We start from the raw sequence: 14,925 nt of genomic DNA, 5'->3' as shown, positions 1-14,925 counted from the left end.
GATGAGCGTAGAGATTACATTTCATGAATTAGTAAAAAAGTATGGGCAGAATACCGTGATTCCCAAACTGGATCTGAAAATCAGAAAGGGTGAATTTTTCACCCTTCTGGGCCCATCAGGATGCGGAAAAACAACGCTTCTGCGTATGGTAGCCGGATTTAACAGTATTGAAGGCGGCACAATTTCCTTTAATGACCGGGTAATTAATGATCTAGACGCCGGCAAGCGTAATATAGGCATGGTATTTCAGAATTATGCGGTCTTTCCCCATCTGACGGTAGCTGGAAATGTCCGGTTTGGCCTGGATAATCGTAAAGTTTCAAAGGCGGAGGCACAGAAGCGGGTAGAGGAAGTACTTAAGGTTGTAAAAATTGATAATTTGAAAGACCGGCTTCCACAGAATATGTCCGGTGGCCAGCAGCAGAGAATTGCACTGGCACGCGCAATTGTAATCGAGCCGGATGTTCTGTTAATGGATGAGCCCCTTTCCAATCTGGATGCAAAGCTGCGGGTGGAGATGCGGGATGTCATTAAGGAACTGCAGCATAAGGTAGGTATAACAACAATCTATGTAACCCATGACCAGGAAGAAGCCATGGCTGTCTCTGACAGGATCGCCGTTATGAAGGACGGGGTGATCCAGCAGGTAGGCAGACCGCGCAGCATCTATCACCGGCCAGCCAACATTTTTGTTGCGACCTTTATTGGAAGCTCCAATATAATTCATGGCCGTCTTTTGCGGGGGGATTTTGGATATCGGATACAAATTGGAGAATATGTAAATCCTATAGAGGGAATCGAGGAGCAGAAGGTTAAGGACGAGGCGGTTTTAGTTTCCATCAGACCGGAAGATTTCGTAATCAGCAAAGATCAGAGCGGGCTGAAAGGGCGTGTGATATCCAGCGTATTTTTAGGGAACTCCACAAGGTATGATATTGAACTGGAAACAGGGGATGTCGTGATGCTGATGGAGGAGTCCACGGAGACGGATCATCTGATTCCTGACAGCAAAGTGTACTTAAAGGTAAAAACTGAAAAAATCAATGTCTATGACAGGGAAGGAAATGTCAATTATTCGAAAGGAGTCGTGAGCGATCTTGAGTAGAAGAAAAAATCTGGATATTTGGACCGTAGTCACGCTTCTGGTATGGTGTCTCTATATTCTGTTCATGTTCTTTCCTCTGTTTAATCTGTTTAAATCCAGTGTGGTAGATCCTCAGACGGGGACATTTACCATGGCCTACTTTCAACGGTTCTTCAGTAAAAAGTATTATATGAATACGATTGGAAACAGCTTTAAGGTAACCTTATGTGTGACGGTTCTGGCTGTGGTCATAGCCACGCCTCTTGCTTATGTTATAACGACGATAAAAATTAAGGGGGCCGAGTGGATCCGGGTTCTGATTCTTATTTCTTCGATGTCTGCGCCCTTTATCGGTGCTTATTCCTGGATTTTAATGTTCGGAAGAAACGGAAGCTTCACCAATCTGTTTAAACATGTATTTGGGATTCAGGTGCCGGATATTTATGGGTTTAAGGGAATTGTGGTGGTGCTGACCTTACAATTGATACCGCTGGTCTTTACTTACGTGTCCGGAGCGCTTAAGAACATGGATAACTCCCTTTTGGAGGCGGCCGAGAGCATGAATTGTACCGGCATAAGAAAGATGTGCAAAGTTACGATTCCGCTGATTCTTCCGACTATACTGGCAGCAGCAATTCTGGTATTCATGCGGGCGCTTGCGGACTTTGGTACGCCTATGCTGATTGGCGAGGGGTATAAGACGATTCCTGTATTAGTCTACAATGAGTTTATGGGGGAAAATGGCGGCGATGTCGGCTTCGCATCCGCAATCAGCATTATGACAATCCTTTTTACCACAGCGGCATTTCTGCTTCAGAAGGTGGTTTCCAAGAAACTGTCATACAGCCAGGGCGCATTAAATCCGATTCAGGCAGAAAAAGCGGCAGGAATTAAAAATGCAGCAGCTCACATATTTGTGTATGCGTATCTGCTGATCGCCCTTCTTCCGCAATTCTGCATCATAGAGACATCTTTCCGCAATACGGAAGGCATCGTCTTTAAAGCAGGCCATTCGCTGGGAAGCTATGTCTCGGCTTTTTCGAAAATGGGGCTTGCCATACGGAATTCTCTGACGCTGGGACTGATTGCTCTGGTATTTATTGTTTTTCTTTCCGTTCTGATCGCATATGTGACGGTCAGAAGGCCGGGGATTCTGACCGGGGGGCTGGATATAGCAACCATGTTTCCGTACATTGTTCCGGGTTCTGTACTCGGTATTTCCCTGATTACCGCGTTTAATCAAAAGCCTCTGATGATCGCAGGAACGGCGGCCATTATAGTGGTGGCGTTTACAATTAAGCGAATGCCATATACCATCCGTTCCAGCGCTGCAATCCTGAGGCAGACGGGAATCAGCGTGGAAGAGGCGTCGCTCAGTCTGGGCGCTTCCAAAATAAAAACATTTTTCCGGGTAACGCTGCCGATGATGGGAGCCGGTGTCATATCGGGAGCCATTATGAGCTGGATAACGATTATCACAGAATTAAGTTCTTCTATCCTGCTGTATACAGGCAAGACAAAGACGATGACGATTGCCATATATTCGGAGGTTATTCGCGGAAATTACGGTATTGCGGCGGCGTTGTCCACCATCTTGACAGTAATTACAATATGTTCTATCTTTATATTATTTAAGGTAACCGGCACAAGAGAGATATCGATGTAACAGGAATACAACAACGGGAGAACGCAGATGACTGGATCAGGAGCTGGTAAAGGGTTTGAGTATAATATACGAAAGAATTTTCTGATAACGGCTATTATACCACTTGCCGTTTTACTGGCTCTTTTTATTCTGTTTATTGGATTTTTCAATGAGATCTCTATCCGTGGAAGGACGGAAAGGGCGGCGGAGAATGTCCGGCAGAAAATTCAGCAGATGGATCACTTTTACCGCTCTGTGTGTGAGAATCAGGCGCAGGATGAGGGATTAAAAGGTTTTTTGCGGTCAGGAGCGGGAAGCAACCGCGTATTTGAGGACTACTACAGGATTATCAACCAGTCGGAAAGTAAGTTCCAGATCTGCGTTCTTGATTCTGAACAGAATGTAATATTAAAATCCGGAAGTAAGGATAATTTTGAAGTGAATTATTCCTTTCTTCCTCTCTTTCGTATTGCATCGGAAGAAGATAACAAGGTGGTGAGGATTTATTATCAGGAGAACCATGATACCGTCGCACAGACGGGGTATTATGGGTATGGGACCGTAATCTATGAAGAGGGAGAACTTCTGGGATATCTGGTCTATTATGCGGATAATAAAGAACTGCGGGAACTGCTGCTGAAGCAGGGGGCAGAGGAAGTAGTCGTGACTAATCAGTTCGACACGGTACTCGTAACTACCAGTGAGAATGCCAGGACCAGTTTAAATAAGCTGGCGTATAAAGCAAATTCCCATGGACAGGTATCAATACAGGGCGATTTATTTCAGATGGGCTGCAAATCGATGGAGCAGGAGGGGCTTAACATCTATGCTTTAAATCAAAAGGGATATGAGGGCTATATTGGCACCCTTATATGCTTCAGCCTTCTCGTCCTGATCTTAATCACTGTCCTGCTTCTGAAGCTGTCAAGGACCATGAGCAGGAAGGTGACAGAACCGATTGGCGCCATGCTGGATGCCATCAGGGAGACGAGTGACGGAAAGTTTGATATCAGCCTGGAGCTGGGAACCGGGGATGAATTCGATACTCTGGCAAAGGAATACAGCTCTATGGTAAAAAAGGTGGATGCGCTGATAGAATCCAACAAGAGTATGGCGGAGCTGCAGCGTCAGGCAGAGTTTAAAATGATAAGAAACCAGTTTAATCCCCACTTTATATTTAATGTTCTTGAAACCTTGAGGTATACCGTCTTTGTCAGCCCTGCCGAGGCGGAAAAAATGATACTGAGCCTGTCAAAATTTCTGCGCTATAATTTATATAATCAGGATAAATTCGTGCCTCTCAAAGAAGATATCGAGCATTTAGAGGATTATCTGATGCTTCATAAAGCCAGGTTCCAGGAGCGCCTGACCTATGAAATCTCTGTGGAAGAGGAAGCCGGACAGATATTTGTACCGAAGTTCTTTTCACAGCCGCTGGCAGAGAATTCCGTAAAATATGGCTTTCAACACCGCGATCAGTTTCATATTGCGGTCCATGCGGCAATCGTGGAGGACAGGCTGATTATGAAAATTGAAGATAATGGAGGAGGAATGACGGAGGAACGTTATCTTCAGGTTATGGAACATCTGGCCAGCAGGGAATATCCCGATGACCATGTGGGACTGTATAATGTAAACCGGACGTTACAGCTGACCTATGGGGAGAAGTATGGAATCAGGCTGGAAAACCGGAGTGGTGACGGCTTAACTGTTTTTATTGAGATACCGGCGCAGAAATCCTGAATGGGGGGACGGACATGTACAAGGTATTGTTGGTTGAAGATGAGAAAATGATTCGAAAGGGCCTTGCCTATAATTTTGACTGGATTGGCTGTGACTGCACAATCGTAGGGGAAGCGGGCAATGGCGAGGAGGGCGTGGAGATGATTCGCAGCCTTAACCCGGATATTGTTGTGACCGATGTGGGGATGCCTATTAAAAATGGAATCCAGATGCTGGAAGAGACCATGGAAGCTTACGGGTATGAGGCAATTATTCTGTCTGTTTATGATGAGTTTCATTACGCCAAGGCGGCTATGCATTTAGGGGTGGCGGAATATTTAATTAAACCGCTGGAGTATGAGCAGCTAAAAAAAGCGCTGGAGAAAGCCAAGGCACAATGCCGGATGAAACAGCATTTCAGCGATGCGGAGACTAAGACCAGGGAAGCGCTGGAGCGCGATGTGTTTGATTTTAAAATTGTATTGCCGGAGCAGTCTTATTCTCCCAGAACAAGGGTGATGGTTACCTATATCAGGGATAACTACCAGAAGAAAATCAGTATCAATGATTTGATTGAGCCGCTTCAGACCAGCGCCACCTATTTAAACCAGCTTTTTAAGAAGGAAACGGGATTCCCGTTTAATGATTTTTTAAACCGTTACCGAATTCAGATGGCGATTCAAAAACTGAAGGAGGATGACTGTAAGATTTATAATGTAGCTGTGGAGTGTGGATTTAAGGAGTATAAGTACTTTATCAATGTATTTAAAAAGTATACGGGAATCCTGCCGAGTGCATTTGTAGCGTATTATCAGAAAAAAGGAGATTCATAATGGATGAGATGACAGAGAAAAAAAAGGGAGTCTTCGCAGAAGATTTCCTGTGGGGCGGCGCGGTGGCTGCGCATCAGCTGGAAGGCGGTTACCTGGAGGGAGGAAAAGGGTTAAGTATTATGGATGTGACCACTGGCGGAGATGTGCACACCTTAAGACGCTTTACCCATAAGGTCCTTCCGGGCGAAAATTATCCAAACCATGAGGCAATAGATTTTTACCACAGGTATCGGGAGGACATCCGCCTGTTTGCAGAGATGGGATTTAAGTGTTTTCGGACCAGCATTGCGTGGACCAGGATTTTCCCTCTGGGCGATGAGGAAGAGCCGAATGAGGATGGACTGCGTTTCTATGATGACCTCTTTGACGAATGTCTGAAATATGGAATACAGCCGGTGATTACACTGAGCCATTTTGAGATGCCGCTCCATCTGGCAGAGCATTACGGGGGATGGCGGAACCGGAAGCTGATTGACTTTTTTGTACATTTTGCAGTTGTATGTTTTGAACGATATAAAAATAAAGTAAAATACTGGATGACATTTAATGAAATTAATAACCAGGCAAACTACTGGAGTGATTTTCTGGTGTATTCGGATTCCGGAATACAGTACAGCGAGGGTGAAGAACGGGAAGAGGTCATGTACCAGGCGGCACACTATGAACTGGTAGCCAGTGCGCTTGCAGTTTTAAAGGGACATGAGATAAACCCGGATTTTCTGATCGGCTGTATGCTGAGTGTGACTCCGGTTTATCCTAAGACGTGCCGGCCTGAAGATATCATGATGGCCGAGAAAGCCATGCAGAGAAAGTACTACTTTGGAGATGTGCATGTAAAGGGAGCGTACCCTCCGGGAATACCGGCGTATTGGAAACAGAAGGGATTTTCCATTGATTGCACTGAAGAGGATCTGGAGATTTTGCGCGGCGGCTGTGTGGATTATGTGGGGTTCAGCTATTATATGTCCTATACCACAGAATATCGGGAGCATTCGCCGGAATATGCATTTTGCGAACGGGATGATCTGATAACGAACCCATATGTAGAACAGTCGGACTGGGGCTGGCAGATCGATCCTGTGGGGCTTCGGTATGCACTTAACTGGCTTACGGACCGTTATGATGTCCCTTTATTTATCGTTGAAAACGGGCTGGGGGCATACGACCAGGAGGATGCAGACGGGAAGATTTGCGATGACTACAGAATTGACTATTTAAAACGCCATATTGAAGAGATGAGGAAGGCGATAGATCAGGACGGTGTACGGCTGATGGGCTATACTCCATGGGGCTGTATCGATCTGGTAAGCGCAGGAACCGGGGAAATGGATAAACGCTACGGATTCATATATGTAGATAAACACAATGACGGAAGCGGAGATTTGAGCAGGAAGCCGAAGAAGTCATTTTACTGGTATAAGAAAGTTATTGCCAGCAATGGGGAGGATTTGGAGAATTAGGTGAATATGGCAGGGCGGAGAACCAGGGGATTGGTGTTTTCCGCCCTGCCATATTTTCGCCTTTCCTTGAAAAGTCCCGCCCTCTGTGTTAAAGTATATCTACTAATGATAGAAGAAACAGGCCGGTCAAACGGCCCGAAAAATAGCAGAAAAGTTGGAAAAGAAGATGGAAGAACAGGTAAAGGATCAGAAAACAGGAAAGCTGTATCTATGTGCGACGCCTATTGGGAATCTGGATGATATTACCCTGCGGGTTTTGAATACATTAAAGGAAGTGGACTTGATTGCGGCGGAGGACACCCGGCACAGCATTAAGCTGTTAAACCACTTTAATATTAAGACGCCCATGACCAGCTATCATGAATACAACAAGGTGGACAAGGCCAGATATCTGGTGGAGCAGATGAAAAATGGAGTTTCCATCGCATTAATTACAGATGCGGGAACACCGGGAATCTCTGATCCGGGCGAAGAATTGGTGAGGCAGTGCCATAAGGCGGGAGTACCGCTTACATCTCTGCCCGGGCCTGCGGCATGCATTACGGCTCTGACCATATCGGGACTGGCAACGAGGCGTTTCTGCTTTGAGGCATTTCTCCCTTCTGATAAGAAGGAAAAACAGTGGATTTTAGAGGAGCTGAAGCGGGAGACGAGAACGATCATTATATATGAAGCGCCCCACCGGCTTGTCAGGACGCTGGAGGAACTGAGAGTGGCCCTGGGAAACCGGAGAATCACCATATGCAGGGAACTGACGAAACGGTATGAGACGGCGTTTCAGACTACGTTTGAAGATGCGCTGGCGGCCTATGAGACGGAGGATCCGAGAGGCGAGTGCGTCATTGTTATCGAAGGGAAGAGTATCGGTGAAATAAAGGAAGAACGGATGAAATCGTTTGAGGAGATGTCTCTGGAAGAGCATATGGATCTGTATGAGAAGCAGGGAATTGAACGAAAAGAGGCCATGCGTATGGTGGCGAAGGACCGGGGAATCAGTAAACGGGATGTCTACCAGCAGCTGATGAAGTAAGAGGATCCGGATATGGTGTGTAACATGATATGCCTCGATATTGACGGCACGATATTAAACAGCAGACATGAGATTACCTCTCATACCGTCTGTACGGGATATCGGAAGAGATACGAATTAACAGTTAAAGATGCAAAGAGGCTGGATTCCAAAGATCCGGCCTCTTTGCATCCTGGTGTTGGGGTAATACCTGGAATACATGTTCATTTATCGAAGCAATGGGAGATTCCCTGTCAGCTTATTCACCGCTTTTTTAGGTCCGCAGATGGCAATACCGAGATAGGAGAAGGTATCTTCCTCGGTGGCGGCAGCCTTATCGATAAATTCATCGTAGGTCTTGCAGCTCTGTGCCGTGTCGGAGAAATCCACCACAGTCAGTTCCGCATATTCTGGCCGGTAAAGCTGTTTCCGGAGCTCCCGTATTTTGGCTCCGTCAGCCTTTAGTATGGGGACAGGGAACTGGATGATGCCCCGGTGGGAGCAGCCTGTCTTGTCCGTGACGTCAGGCCCCACGGTATCCGGCATCTCTTTGCCAAGCGTGATTCCCATAATTCCGGCGGTGTTGGCAATCAGGCCGGTGGGGAGTGTCTCGTCGATGACCATGACACATTTTTCGTTCTGTAAATCCATTTGTCTTACTTCCTTTTCTGTTTGTTGTTCTATTTTACCATTTGTCCGAAAAAATTTCTTGAACGATGTGGCATATCACAGGCGGCTGTTATTTTAAAAATTTTTCTTGACAAACGAATCGGGATTGTATAGAATTGGTTTGAATATCAAAATATTTGAAACGAAAAATATCAGAGACAGGTGAAAACCACGGGTTTTCCCATTTACCTGGATGTGTGAATCACAGCACGAATGGGGGAAATTATGACGACTAGAATTATAGGAACAGGTTCGGCTGTACCGAAACAGGTGGTAACCAATGATGATCTGGCAAAGATCGTGGATACCAGCGACGAATGGATCAGACCGAGAACCGGAATCCGGGAAAGAAGGATTGCGGCAGCAGAATCAGGAACCTCCGATCTGGCGGCGGAGGCGGCGAAGCTGGCGATTGAACAATCCGGAATAAAACCGGAAGAACTGGACATTATCGTCCTTGCCACTTCCTCGGGAGACTGCTGTTTTCCAAATGGTGCCTGCGAGGTACAGGCCGCGGTCGGCGCGGTCAATGCGGTGGCGTTTGACTTAAGCGCCGCGTGTTCGGGATTTGTCTTCGCTTTAAACACGGTACATAGCTTTTTGACGGCGGGAATCTACCGGACGGGGCTTGTGATCGGAGCGGATACACTCAGCAAGCTGGTGGACTGGAACGACCGGGGCACCTGCGTTCTCTTCGGAGACGGTGCGGGAGCGGCTGTCGTGAGGGCAGAGGACACCGGAATCATGGGGCTGACCATGGGTGCGGACGGAACGAAAGGCGACGTTCTGAAATGCGGCGGACGCACTACGGGAAATTTCCTGACAGGAAAGAAACCGGAATTAGGCTATATGACCATGGATGGCCAGGAAGTTTTTAAATTTGCGGTTAAGACCGTGCCGGAGGCAATTAAGAAGACGATTGCCGGGAGCGGAACCGAATTAGAAGAAATTAAATATTTTATTCTGCATCAGTCCAATTACCGGATTTCCGAATCCATAGCGAAAAGACTTAAATTACCGATGGAAAAGTTTCCAGCGAATTTAGAGCGGTATGGTAATACTTCCGGAGCGTCGGTGCCCATCCTTTTAGATGAGCTGAACCGCGAAGGAAAATTGAAACCGGGCGACAAATTGCTTTTAGCCGGTTTTGGTGCAGGGTTGACCTGGGGAACCACTCTTCTGGAGTGGTAATTAAAAAGACTAATACTTTGAAAATCAAAGTAATTAGATAAATATTAAAAAATCAATGGAATAAAAGATGGAAAATGAAGAGGAGAATGAAACCATGTTAGAGAAGATGAAAGAAATTATCGCAGAGCAGTTAAATGTAGACGCAGAGGCCGTATTGGCAGAGTCTTCCTTTAAAGAGGATTTAGGAGCGGATTCCCTGGATTTATTCGAACTTGTTATGGCTCTGGAGGATGAGTATTCAGTCGAGATTCCTTCTGAGGATTTAGAGAAGCTGACGACCGTAAACGCGGTTATGGACTACTTAAAAGCAAAGGGCGTGGAAGGCTGATGAATACCAGAATAACGGAACTTTTAGGAATTAAACACCCGATTATTCAGGGTGGAATGGCCTGGGTTGCGGAACATCATCTGGCGGCGGCTGTATCGGAAGCTGGCGGGCTGGGACTGATCGGCGGTGCAAACGCACCGGCCGAGGTGGTCAGAGAGGAGATCCGCAAGGCAAAAGCGCTGACAAAGAAACCAATCGGAGTCAATGTCATGCTGCTGAGCCCTCATGCCGATGAGATAGCAAAGGTAGTCGTGGAGGAAGGAATCGGTGTGGTAACCACCGGAGCCGGAAACCCGGAGAAATATATTGAGATGTGGAAGGCCGCCGGGGTCAAAATTATACCGGTTGTGGCTTCTGTAGCACTGGCTAAGAGAATGGAGCGCTACGGCGCGGATGCGGTTGTGGCGGAAGGATGCGAATCCGGCGGCCATATCGGCGAGCAGACAACGATGACACTGGTTCCTCAGGTCGTGGACGCTGTATCCATACCGGTTATTGCGGCCGGCGGTATCGGTGACGGACGCGGAATCGCCGCGGCATTTATGCTCGGAGCAGAGGCGGTACAGATCGGTACGAGATTTGTGGTTTCGGATGAATCCATTGTGCACGAGAACTACAAGCAGCGCATTATCAAGGCAAAGGACATCGATTCGGCGGTTACGGGACGTTCCCACGGCCATCCGGTCAGATGCTTAAGGAATCAGATGACCAGGGAATACGTAAAGCTGGAGCAGGAAGGCAAGAGCTTCGAGGAACTGGAATACTTAACTCTCGGAAAGCTGAGAGAGGCCGTACAGGAAGGCGATATCACGAACGGTACCGTCATGGCAGGCCAGATCGCAGGTATGATTTATAAGACACAGACCTGTAAGGAAATGATTGATGAGATGATGGAACAGGCGGAGAAACTGCTGAACCGATAATTGAAAAAGGAGTTACGGATTATGAGCAAGACTGCATTTATTTTCCCGGGACAGGGCGCACAGTACTGTGGAATGGGCCAGGATTTTTATGAGAATACAAAGACCGGAAAAGAGCTCTTTGACATGGCGTCAGAGCTGCTTGGCTTTTCCGTGCCGGAGCTGTGTTTTGAGAAGAACGACAGACTGGATATCACGGAATACACACAGGCTGCCATGGTAACCACCAGCATCGCCATGATGCGTGTCCTGGAAGAGGCAAAAGGCGTGAAGCCCGATGTGGCTGCCGGACTGAGCCTGGGAGAATACCCTGCACTTGCCGCCGCGGGCGTGATGAGCGACGCGGATGCGATCCGTACCGTAAGACAGAGGGGAATCCTCATGCAGGAGGCGGTTCCGGTTGGACTCGGAGCCATGGCCGCCATCCTGGCCCTCGACGCGTCTAAGATTGAAGAAGTGATAAGCGCGATCGACGGCGTTTCCATCGCCAACTACAACTGCCCGGGCCAGATCGTGATCTCCGGACGGAAGGAAGCCGTGGAAGCGGCCAATGAGAAGCTCCTGGAAGCTGGTGCAAAGCGTGCCGTTCTGTTAAATGTCAGCGGACCGTTCCATTCTGCCATGCTTGCGGAAGCCGGACGGAAGCTGGGCGAGGTTCTGGCCGATGCCCGCATCAACACCCCGGTTATCCCGTATGTGGCTAATGTCACGGCTCAGTATGTGACGAAAGCAGAGGATGTGAGACCGCTTTTAGAGAGACAGGTGTCTTCTTCCGTCAGATGGCAGCAGAGTGTGGAAACCATGCTGCAGGATGGAGTGGATACATTTATAGAAATCGGGCCGGGAAAGACTCTGGCCGGATTCATGAGAAAGATAACAAGAGATGTAAAAGTCATTAATATAGAAAAACTGGAAGATATTGAAAAGCTATAGCGAGGAGGATGCCGGAATGTTAGAAGGAAAAACAGCTGTTGTGACCGGAGCCGGAAGAGGAATCGGGCGGGCGATCGCGCTCCGTCTGGCCGCGGAAGGCGCGACCGTCATTGTCAATTATAATGGTTCCGCGAAACGTGCGGAAGAAGTGGTAAATGAGATTACGGCAGGCGGAGGCCATGCGGAGGCCATCCAGTGCAGCGTGTCTGATTTTGAGAGCGTTGCGGCTATGATGGACGGCGTCATAAAGAAGTATGGCTCTATCGATATTCTGGTAAATAACGCCGGAATCACGAAGGATAATCTGCTGATGAAGATGTCCGAGGGCGATTTCGACGCAGTTATCGATACCAACTTAAAGGGCGTATTTAACTGCATGAAGCATGTAGCCCGCCAGATGATCAAACAGAGAGGCGGCAGAATCATCAATATTTCTTCCGTTTCCGGTGTGCTCGGCAATGCGGGGCAGGCCAATTACTGCGCGGCCAAGGCTGGTGTGATCGGACTGACAAAATCCTTTGCCAGAGAAGTGGCCAGCAGGGGAGTCACCGTGAACGCGGTAGCGCCTGGATTTATTGAGACGGAGATGACGGAGGTGCTGTCCGATGCCGTAAAGGCGGGAGCGACAGAACAGATCCCGATGAAACATTTTGGAACCACCGAAGATATTGCTGGTGCAGTGACATTTCTGGCCTCCGGCGCGGCAGGCTACATAACTGGCCAGGTGATCTGCGTGGACGGCGGAATGGCGATGTAACGTAACTATTCAGCAGATGCACGGTTGGGCAAGAGTTATAATGTAATAAGGAGAGAGCGACATGAAGACAAGAGTTGTAGTAACAGGTATGGGAGCAATTACACCGATCGGAAATGACGTAGAGAGTTTCTGGAACGGACTGAAAGAGAAAAAGGTGGGAATCGGACCGATTACCCAGTTTGATACAACCGAATATAAGGCAAAGCTTGCGGCCGAGGTAAAGGATTTTGATCCTAAGAATTATATGGATCCGAAGGCTGCTAAGCGTATGGAGCGTTTCTCCCAGTTCGCCGTAGCCGCTTCGAAGGAAGCACTGGAGAATTCCGGCATTGATATGGAACAGGAGGACCCGTACCGTGTAGGCGTATGTCTGGGATCCGGAATCGGAAGCCTTCAGGCTATGGAGCGGGAACACAGTAAGCTCCTGGAAAAGGGACCGGGCCGCGTAAATCCGCTGCTGGTACCGATGATGATCTGCAACATGGCTGCCGGAAATGTGGCGATCCAGTTCGGATTAAAGGGAAAATGCTTTAACGTGGTAACTGCCTGTGCGACAGGTACTCATTCGATCGGTGAAGCGTTCCGTTCCATCCAGTACGGTGAGGCGGACGTAATGGTTGCCGGTGGAACGGAAGCCAGCATAGCGCCGATCGGTGTGGCCGGATTTACATCCCTGACAGCGCTTACCACTGTGACGGATCCGATGCGCGCGTCTATCCCGTTCGATCAGGACAGAAGCGGTTTCGTGATGGGCGAAGGCGCCGGTGTTGTGGTTCTGGAGTCCCTGGAGCATGCAGTCGCAAGAAATGCGACGATATACGCCGAGGTGATCGGATACGGCTCAACCTGTGACGCGTACCATATCACATCTCCGGCCGAGGACGGAAGCGGTGCGGCCAGAGCGATGACGAATGCCATCCAGGACGGCGGTATCAGACCGAAAGACGTGGATTACGTCAACGCACACGGAACCAGCACGCATCACAACGATTTATTCGAGACCATGGCGATCAAATCAGCGCTCGGCGACCATGCGGGGGAGGTTAAGATCAATTCTACCAAGTCCATGATCGGCCATCTTCTGGGGGCCGCAGGCGGCGTGGAATTCATCACCTGTGTGAAATCAATCCAGGAAGGATTTGTGCATGCGACAGCGGGTCTTGAGACTGAGGGAGAAGGATGCGATTTAGACTACACGAAGGGTGAGGGCGTTTCCTGTGATGTCAATGTGGCAATCAGCAACTCTCTTGGCTTCGGCGGTCATAATGCCAGTATTTTAGTGAAAAAGTTCGAACAGTAGGAGGCCGGATATGGAGATCAATGATATCATCAGACTGATGCAGGCGGTTTCAGAGAATGGCCTGACCAGCTTTAAGATAGAGGAAGGCAACTTGAAGCTTTCCATCAAAAAGGAAAAAGAACAGATTATAACCGTAGCGGGAAACAGCGCGGTGCAGCAGATGATACCGGCGGCAGGCGTGGCGGCAGAGATGGCAGCGCTTCCGGCAGCGGAATATACCGCGCCGGCCGGCAGCGGCGAAGGCGCGCAGACCGCGGAAAACACGGCCGCAGCCATTGACTCCGATAAGATCGTGGCGTCACCGTTAGTGGGAACCTTCTATAATTCCTCTTCACCGGATGCCGAACCGTTCGTCAAGGTGGGGGATGCGGTAAAGAAGGGCCAGACCCTTGGAATCATCGAAGCCATGAAGCTGATGAATGAGATTGAGAGCGAGTTTGACGGCATCGTGGAAGCCGTTCTCGTCGGCAACGAAAACGTGGTGGAGTATGGCCAGCCCCTGTTCAGAATCCGGTAAGAAGCGATACAGGGCTGTGATTGACAGGAAAGAAAAAGTTGAAAAGAGGTTCAGCCGATTTTTAAGGAATGACAGGGTTTTAAATTGGTTGAGGCTCTTTTTTCATAAAGAGGAGATAGAGTCATGTTAGGTATTAAGGAAATTGAAGAAATTATTCCGCACAGGCATCCGTTTCTGCTGGTAGACTGCATTGAAGAGCTGGAACCGGGCGTCCGCGCCGTAGGATATAAATGCGTTACGTTTAATGAGCCGTATTTCCAGGGACATTTCCCGCAGGAACCGGTTATGCCGGGCGTGCTGAGAATTGAGGCGCTGGCACAGGTCGGAGCCGTTGCGATCTTAAGCGAAGAGGCCAATAAGGGAAAGCTGGTATTCTTTGGCGGAATCGACAAGGCAAAGTTCAAATATAAGGTAGTTCCCGGCGACCGTATGCGTCTGGAATGTGAAATCATCAAGCGCAAGGGTCCGGTAGGCATCGGCAGGGCTGTAGCAACGGTTGACGGAAAAATCGCCGCTTCCGCGGAACTGACATTTATGATTGGATAGGTGGTCGTCAT

At 48.5% G+C, this 14,925-nt stretch carries 15 protein-coding genes; 14 read left to right on the top strand and 1 reads right to left on the bottom strand.

The annotated features are described in order from the left end of the window. The first annotated feature begins 1 nt into the window (after nt 1). The 6 genes from H8S80_RS18400 (at nt 2) to rsmI (ending at nt 7,774) form a co-directional block, all read left to right on the top strand. Complete coding sequence (locus H8S80_RS18400; protein WP_002605449.1) at nt 2–1,105, top strand: ABC transporter ATP-binding protein; 1,104 nt, start codon at nt 2–4, stop codon at nt 1,103–1,105. Next, nucleotides 1,098–2,750 carry an ABC transporter permease gene (locus H8S80_RS18395; protein WP_207662657.1) on the top strand — a complete coding sequence of 551 codons (1,653 nt, stop codon included), beginning with the start codon at nt 1,098–1,100 and terminating at the stop codon, nt 2,748–2,750. Before H8S80_RS18400 ends, H8S80_RS18395 begins: the two co-directional genes overlap by 8 nt. A 27-nt stretch (nt 2,751–2,777) precedes the next feature. Further along, nucleotides 2,778–4,472: a sensor histidine kinase gene (locus H8S80_RS18390; RefSeq protein WP_117633201.1), complete on the top strand. Its 1,695-nt coding sequence runs from the start codon at nt 2,778–2,780 to the stop codon at nt 4,470–4,472. A 14-nt stretch (nt 4,473–4,486) separates the two neighbouring features. Further along, nucleotides 4,487–5,284 carry a response regulator transcription factor gene (locus H8S80_RS18385; RefSeq protein WP_002605452.1) on the top strand — a complete coding sequence of 266 codons (798 nt, stop codon included), beginning with the start codon at nt 4,487–4,489 and terminating at the stop codon, nt 5,282–5,284. Continuing rightward, complete coding sequence (locus tag H8S80_RS18380; protein WP_117633200.1) at nt 5,284–6,744, top strand: 6-phospho-beta-glucosidase; 1,461 nt, start codon at nt 5,284–5,286, stop codon at nt 6,742–6,744. Before H8S80_RS18385 ends, H8S80_RS18380 begins: the two co-directional genes overlap by 1 nt. Nucleotides 6,745–6,910: 166 nt before the next feature. Continuing rightward, nucleotides 6,911–7,774: a 16S rRNA (cytidine(1402)-2'-O)-methyltransferase gene (gene rsmI / locus H8S80_RS18375; RefSeq protein WP_117633212.1), complete on the top strand. Its 864-nt coding sequence runs from the start codon at nt 6,911–6,913 to the stop codon at nt 7,772–7,774. Between the two features lie 207 nt (nt 7,775–7,981). On the opposite strand, the gene H8S80_RS18370 is transcribed toward rsmI, so the two are convergent. Further along, on the bottom strand, nt 7,982–8,404 hold the full coding sequence (locus tag H8S80_RS18370) for a DUF2000 domain-containing protein (RefSeq protein ID WP_002605455.1): 423 nt from the start codon (nt 8,402–8,404) through the stop codon (nt 7,982–7,984). 243 nt (nt 8,405–8,647) lie between these two features. Between H8S80_RS18370 and H8S80_RS18365 the strand changes: the two genes are divergently transcribed. The 8 genes from H8S80_RS18365 (at nt 8,648) to fabZ (ending at nt 14,914) form a co-directional block, all read left to right on the top strand. Further along, nucleotides 8,648–9,613, top strand: a complete 966-nt coding sequence (locus H8S80_RS18365; protein WP_055658336.1) for a beta-ketoacyl-ACP synthase III — start codon at nt 8,648–8,650, stop codon at nt 9,611–9,613. Nucleotides 9,614–9,707: 94 nt separating this feature from the next. Beyond that, nucleotides 9,708–9,941 carry an acyl carrier protein gene (gene acpP / locus H8S80_RS18360; protein ID WP_038259132.1) on the top strand — a complete coding sequence of 78 codons (234 nt, stop codon included), beginning with the start codon at nt 9,708–9,710 and terminating at the stop codon, nt 9,939–9,941. Further along, nucleotides 9,941–10,864, top strand: a complete 924-nt coding sequence (gene fabK / locus H8S80_RS18355) for an enoyl-[acyl-carrier-protein] reductase FabK (protein WP_002605458.1) — start codon at nt 9,941–9,943, stop codon at nt 10,862–10,864. Before acpP ends, fabK begins: the two co-directional genes overlap by 1 nt. 21 nt (nt 10,865–10,885) lie before the next feature. Further along, nucleotides 10,886–11,794, top strand: a complete 909-nt coding sequence (fabD, locus tag H8S80_RS18350) for an ACP S-malonyltransferase (protein WP_025529602.1) — start codon at nt 10,886–10,888, stop codon at nt 11,792–11,794. A gap of 16 nt (nt 11,795–11,810) precedes the next feature. After that, a complete protein-coding gene (fabG, locus tag H8S80_RS18345; protein ID WP_117633199.1) occupies nt 11,811–12,551 on the top strand; it encodes a 3-oxoacyl-[acyl-carrier-protein] reductase in 741 nt (246 codons plus the stop codon). A gap of 61 nt (nt 12,552–12,612) precedes the next feature. Next, nucleotides 12,613–13,851 (top strand): beta-ketoacyl-ACP synthase II, encoded by a 1,239-nt coding sequence (gene fabF, locus H8S80_RS18340; RefSeq protein WP_117633198.1) that lies wholly within the window; start codon nt 12,613–12,615, stop codon nt 13,849–13,851. A 10-nt stretch (nt 13,852–13,861) separates the two neighbouring features. Next, the gene (gene accB / locus H8S80_RS18335; RefSeq protein WP_025529605.1) at nt 13,862–14,368 is read left to right on the top strand and encodes an acetyl-CoA carboxylase biotin carboxyl carrier protein; all 507 of its coding nucleotides are present in this window, start codon (nt 13,862–13,864) and stop codon (nt 14,366–14,368) included. A 123-nt stretch (nt 14,369–14,491) separates the two neighbouring features. Then, nucleotides 14,492–14,914, top strand: coding sequence for a 3-hydroxyacyl-ACP dehydratase FabZ (fabZ, locus tag H8S80_RS18330; RefSeq protein ID WP_002605463.1), 423 nt, complete (start codon nt 14,492–14,494; stop codon nt 14,912–14,914). The last annotated feature ends 11 nt before the right edge of the window (nt 14,915–14,925 follow it).

The sequence above is a fragment of the Hungatella sp. L36 genome, from assembly GCF_014288035.1.
This window is presented reverse-complemented; position numbering and strand designations above follow the sequence as displayed.

Bases quoted from the DNA above. Each gene is read 5' to 3' on its own strand.
- fabK (WP_002605458.1), top strand. From the start codon at position 9,941: ATGAATACCAGAATAACGGAACTTTTAGGAATTAAACACCCGATTATT.
- H8S80_RS18385 (WP_002605452.1), top strand. From the start codon at position 4,487: ATGTACAAGGTATTGTTGGTTGAAGATGAGAAAATGATTCGAAAGGGC.
- fabF (WP_117633198.1), top strand. From the start codon at position 12,613: ATGAAGACAAGAGTTGTAGTAACAGGTATGGGAGCAATTACACCGATC.
- rsmI (WP_117633212.1), top strand. From the start codon at position 6,911: ATGGAAGAACAGGTAAAGGATCAGAAAACAGGAAAGCTGTATCTATGT.
- H8S80_RS18400 (WP_002605449.1), top strand. From the start codon at position 2: ATGAGCGTAGAGATTACATTTCATGAATTAGTAAAAAAGTATGGGCAG.
- H8S80_RS18370 (WP_002605455.1), bottom strand. From the start codon at position 8,404: ATGGATTTACAGAACGAAAAATGTGTCATGGTCATCGACGAGACACTC.
- H8S80_RS18365 (WP_055658336.1), top strand. From the start codon at position 8,648: ATGACGACTAGAATTATAGGAACAGGTTCGGCTGTACCGAAACAGGTG.
- fabD (WP_025529602.1), top strand. From the start codon at position 10,886: ATGAGCAAGACTGCATTTATTTTCCCGGGACAGGGCGCACAGTACTGT.
- accB (WP_025529605.1), top strand. From the start codon at position 13,862: ATGGAGATCAATGATATCATCAGACTGATGCAGGCGGTTTCAGAGAAT.
- fabZ (WP_002605463.1), top strand. From the start codon at position 14,492: ATGTTAGGTATTAAGGAAATTGAAGAAATTATTCCGCACAGGCATCCG.
- H8S80_RS18380 (WP_117633200.1), top strand. From the start codon at position 5,284: ATGGATGAGATGACAGAGAAAAAAAAGGGAGTCTTCGCAGAAGATTTC.
- acpP (WP_038259132.1), top strand. From the start codon at position 9,708: ATGTTAGAGAAGATGAAAGAAATTATCGCAGAGCAGTTAAATGTAGAC.
- H8S80_RS18390 (WP_117633201.1), top strand. From the start codon at position 2,778: ATGACTGGATCAGGAGCTGGTAAAGGGTTTGAGTATAATATACGAAAG.
- fabG (WP_117633199.1), top strand. From the start codon at position 11,811: ATGTTAGAAGGAAAAACAGCTGTTGTGACCGGAGCCGGAAGAGGAATC.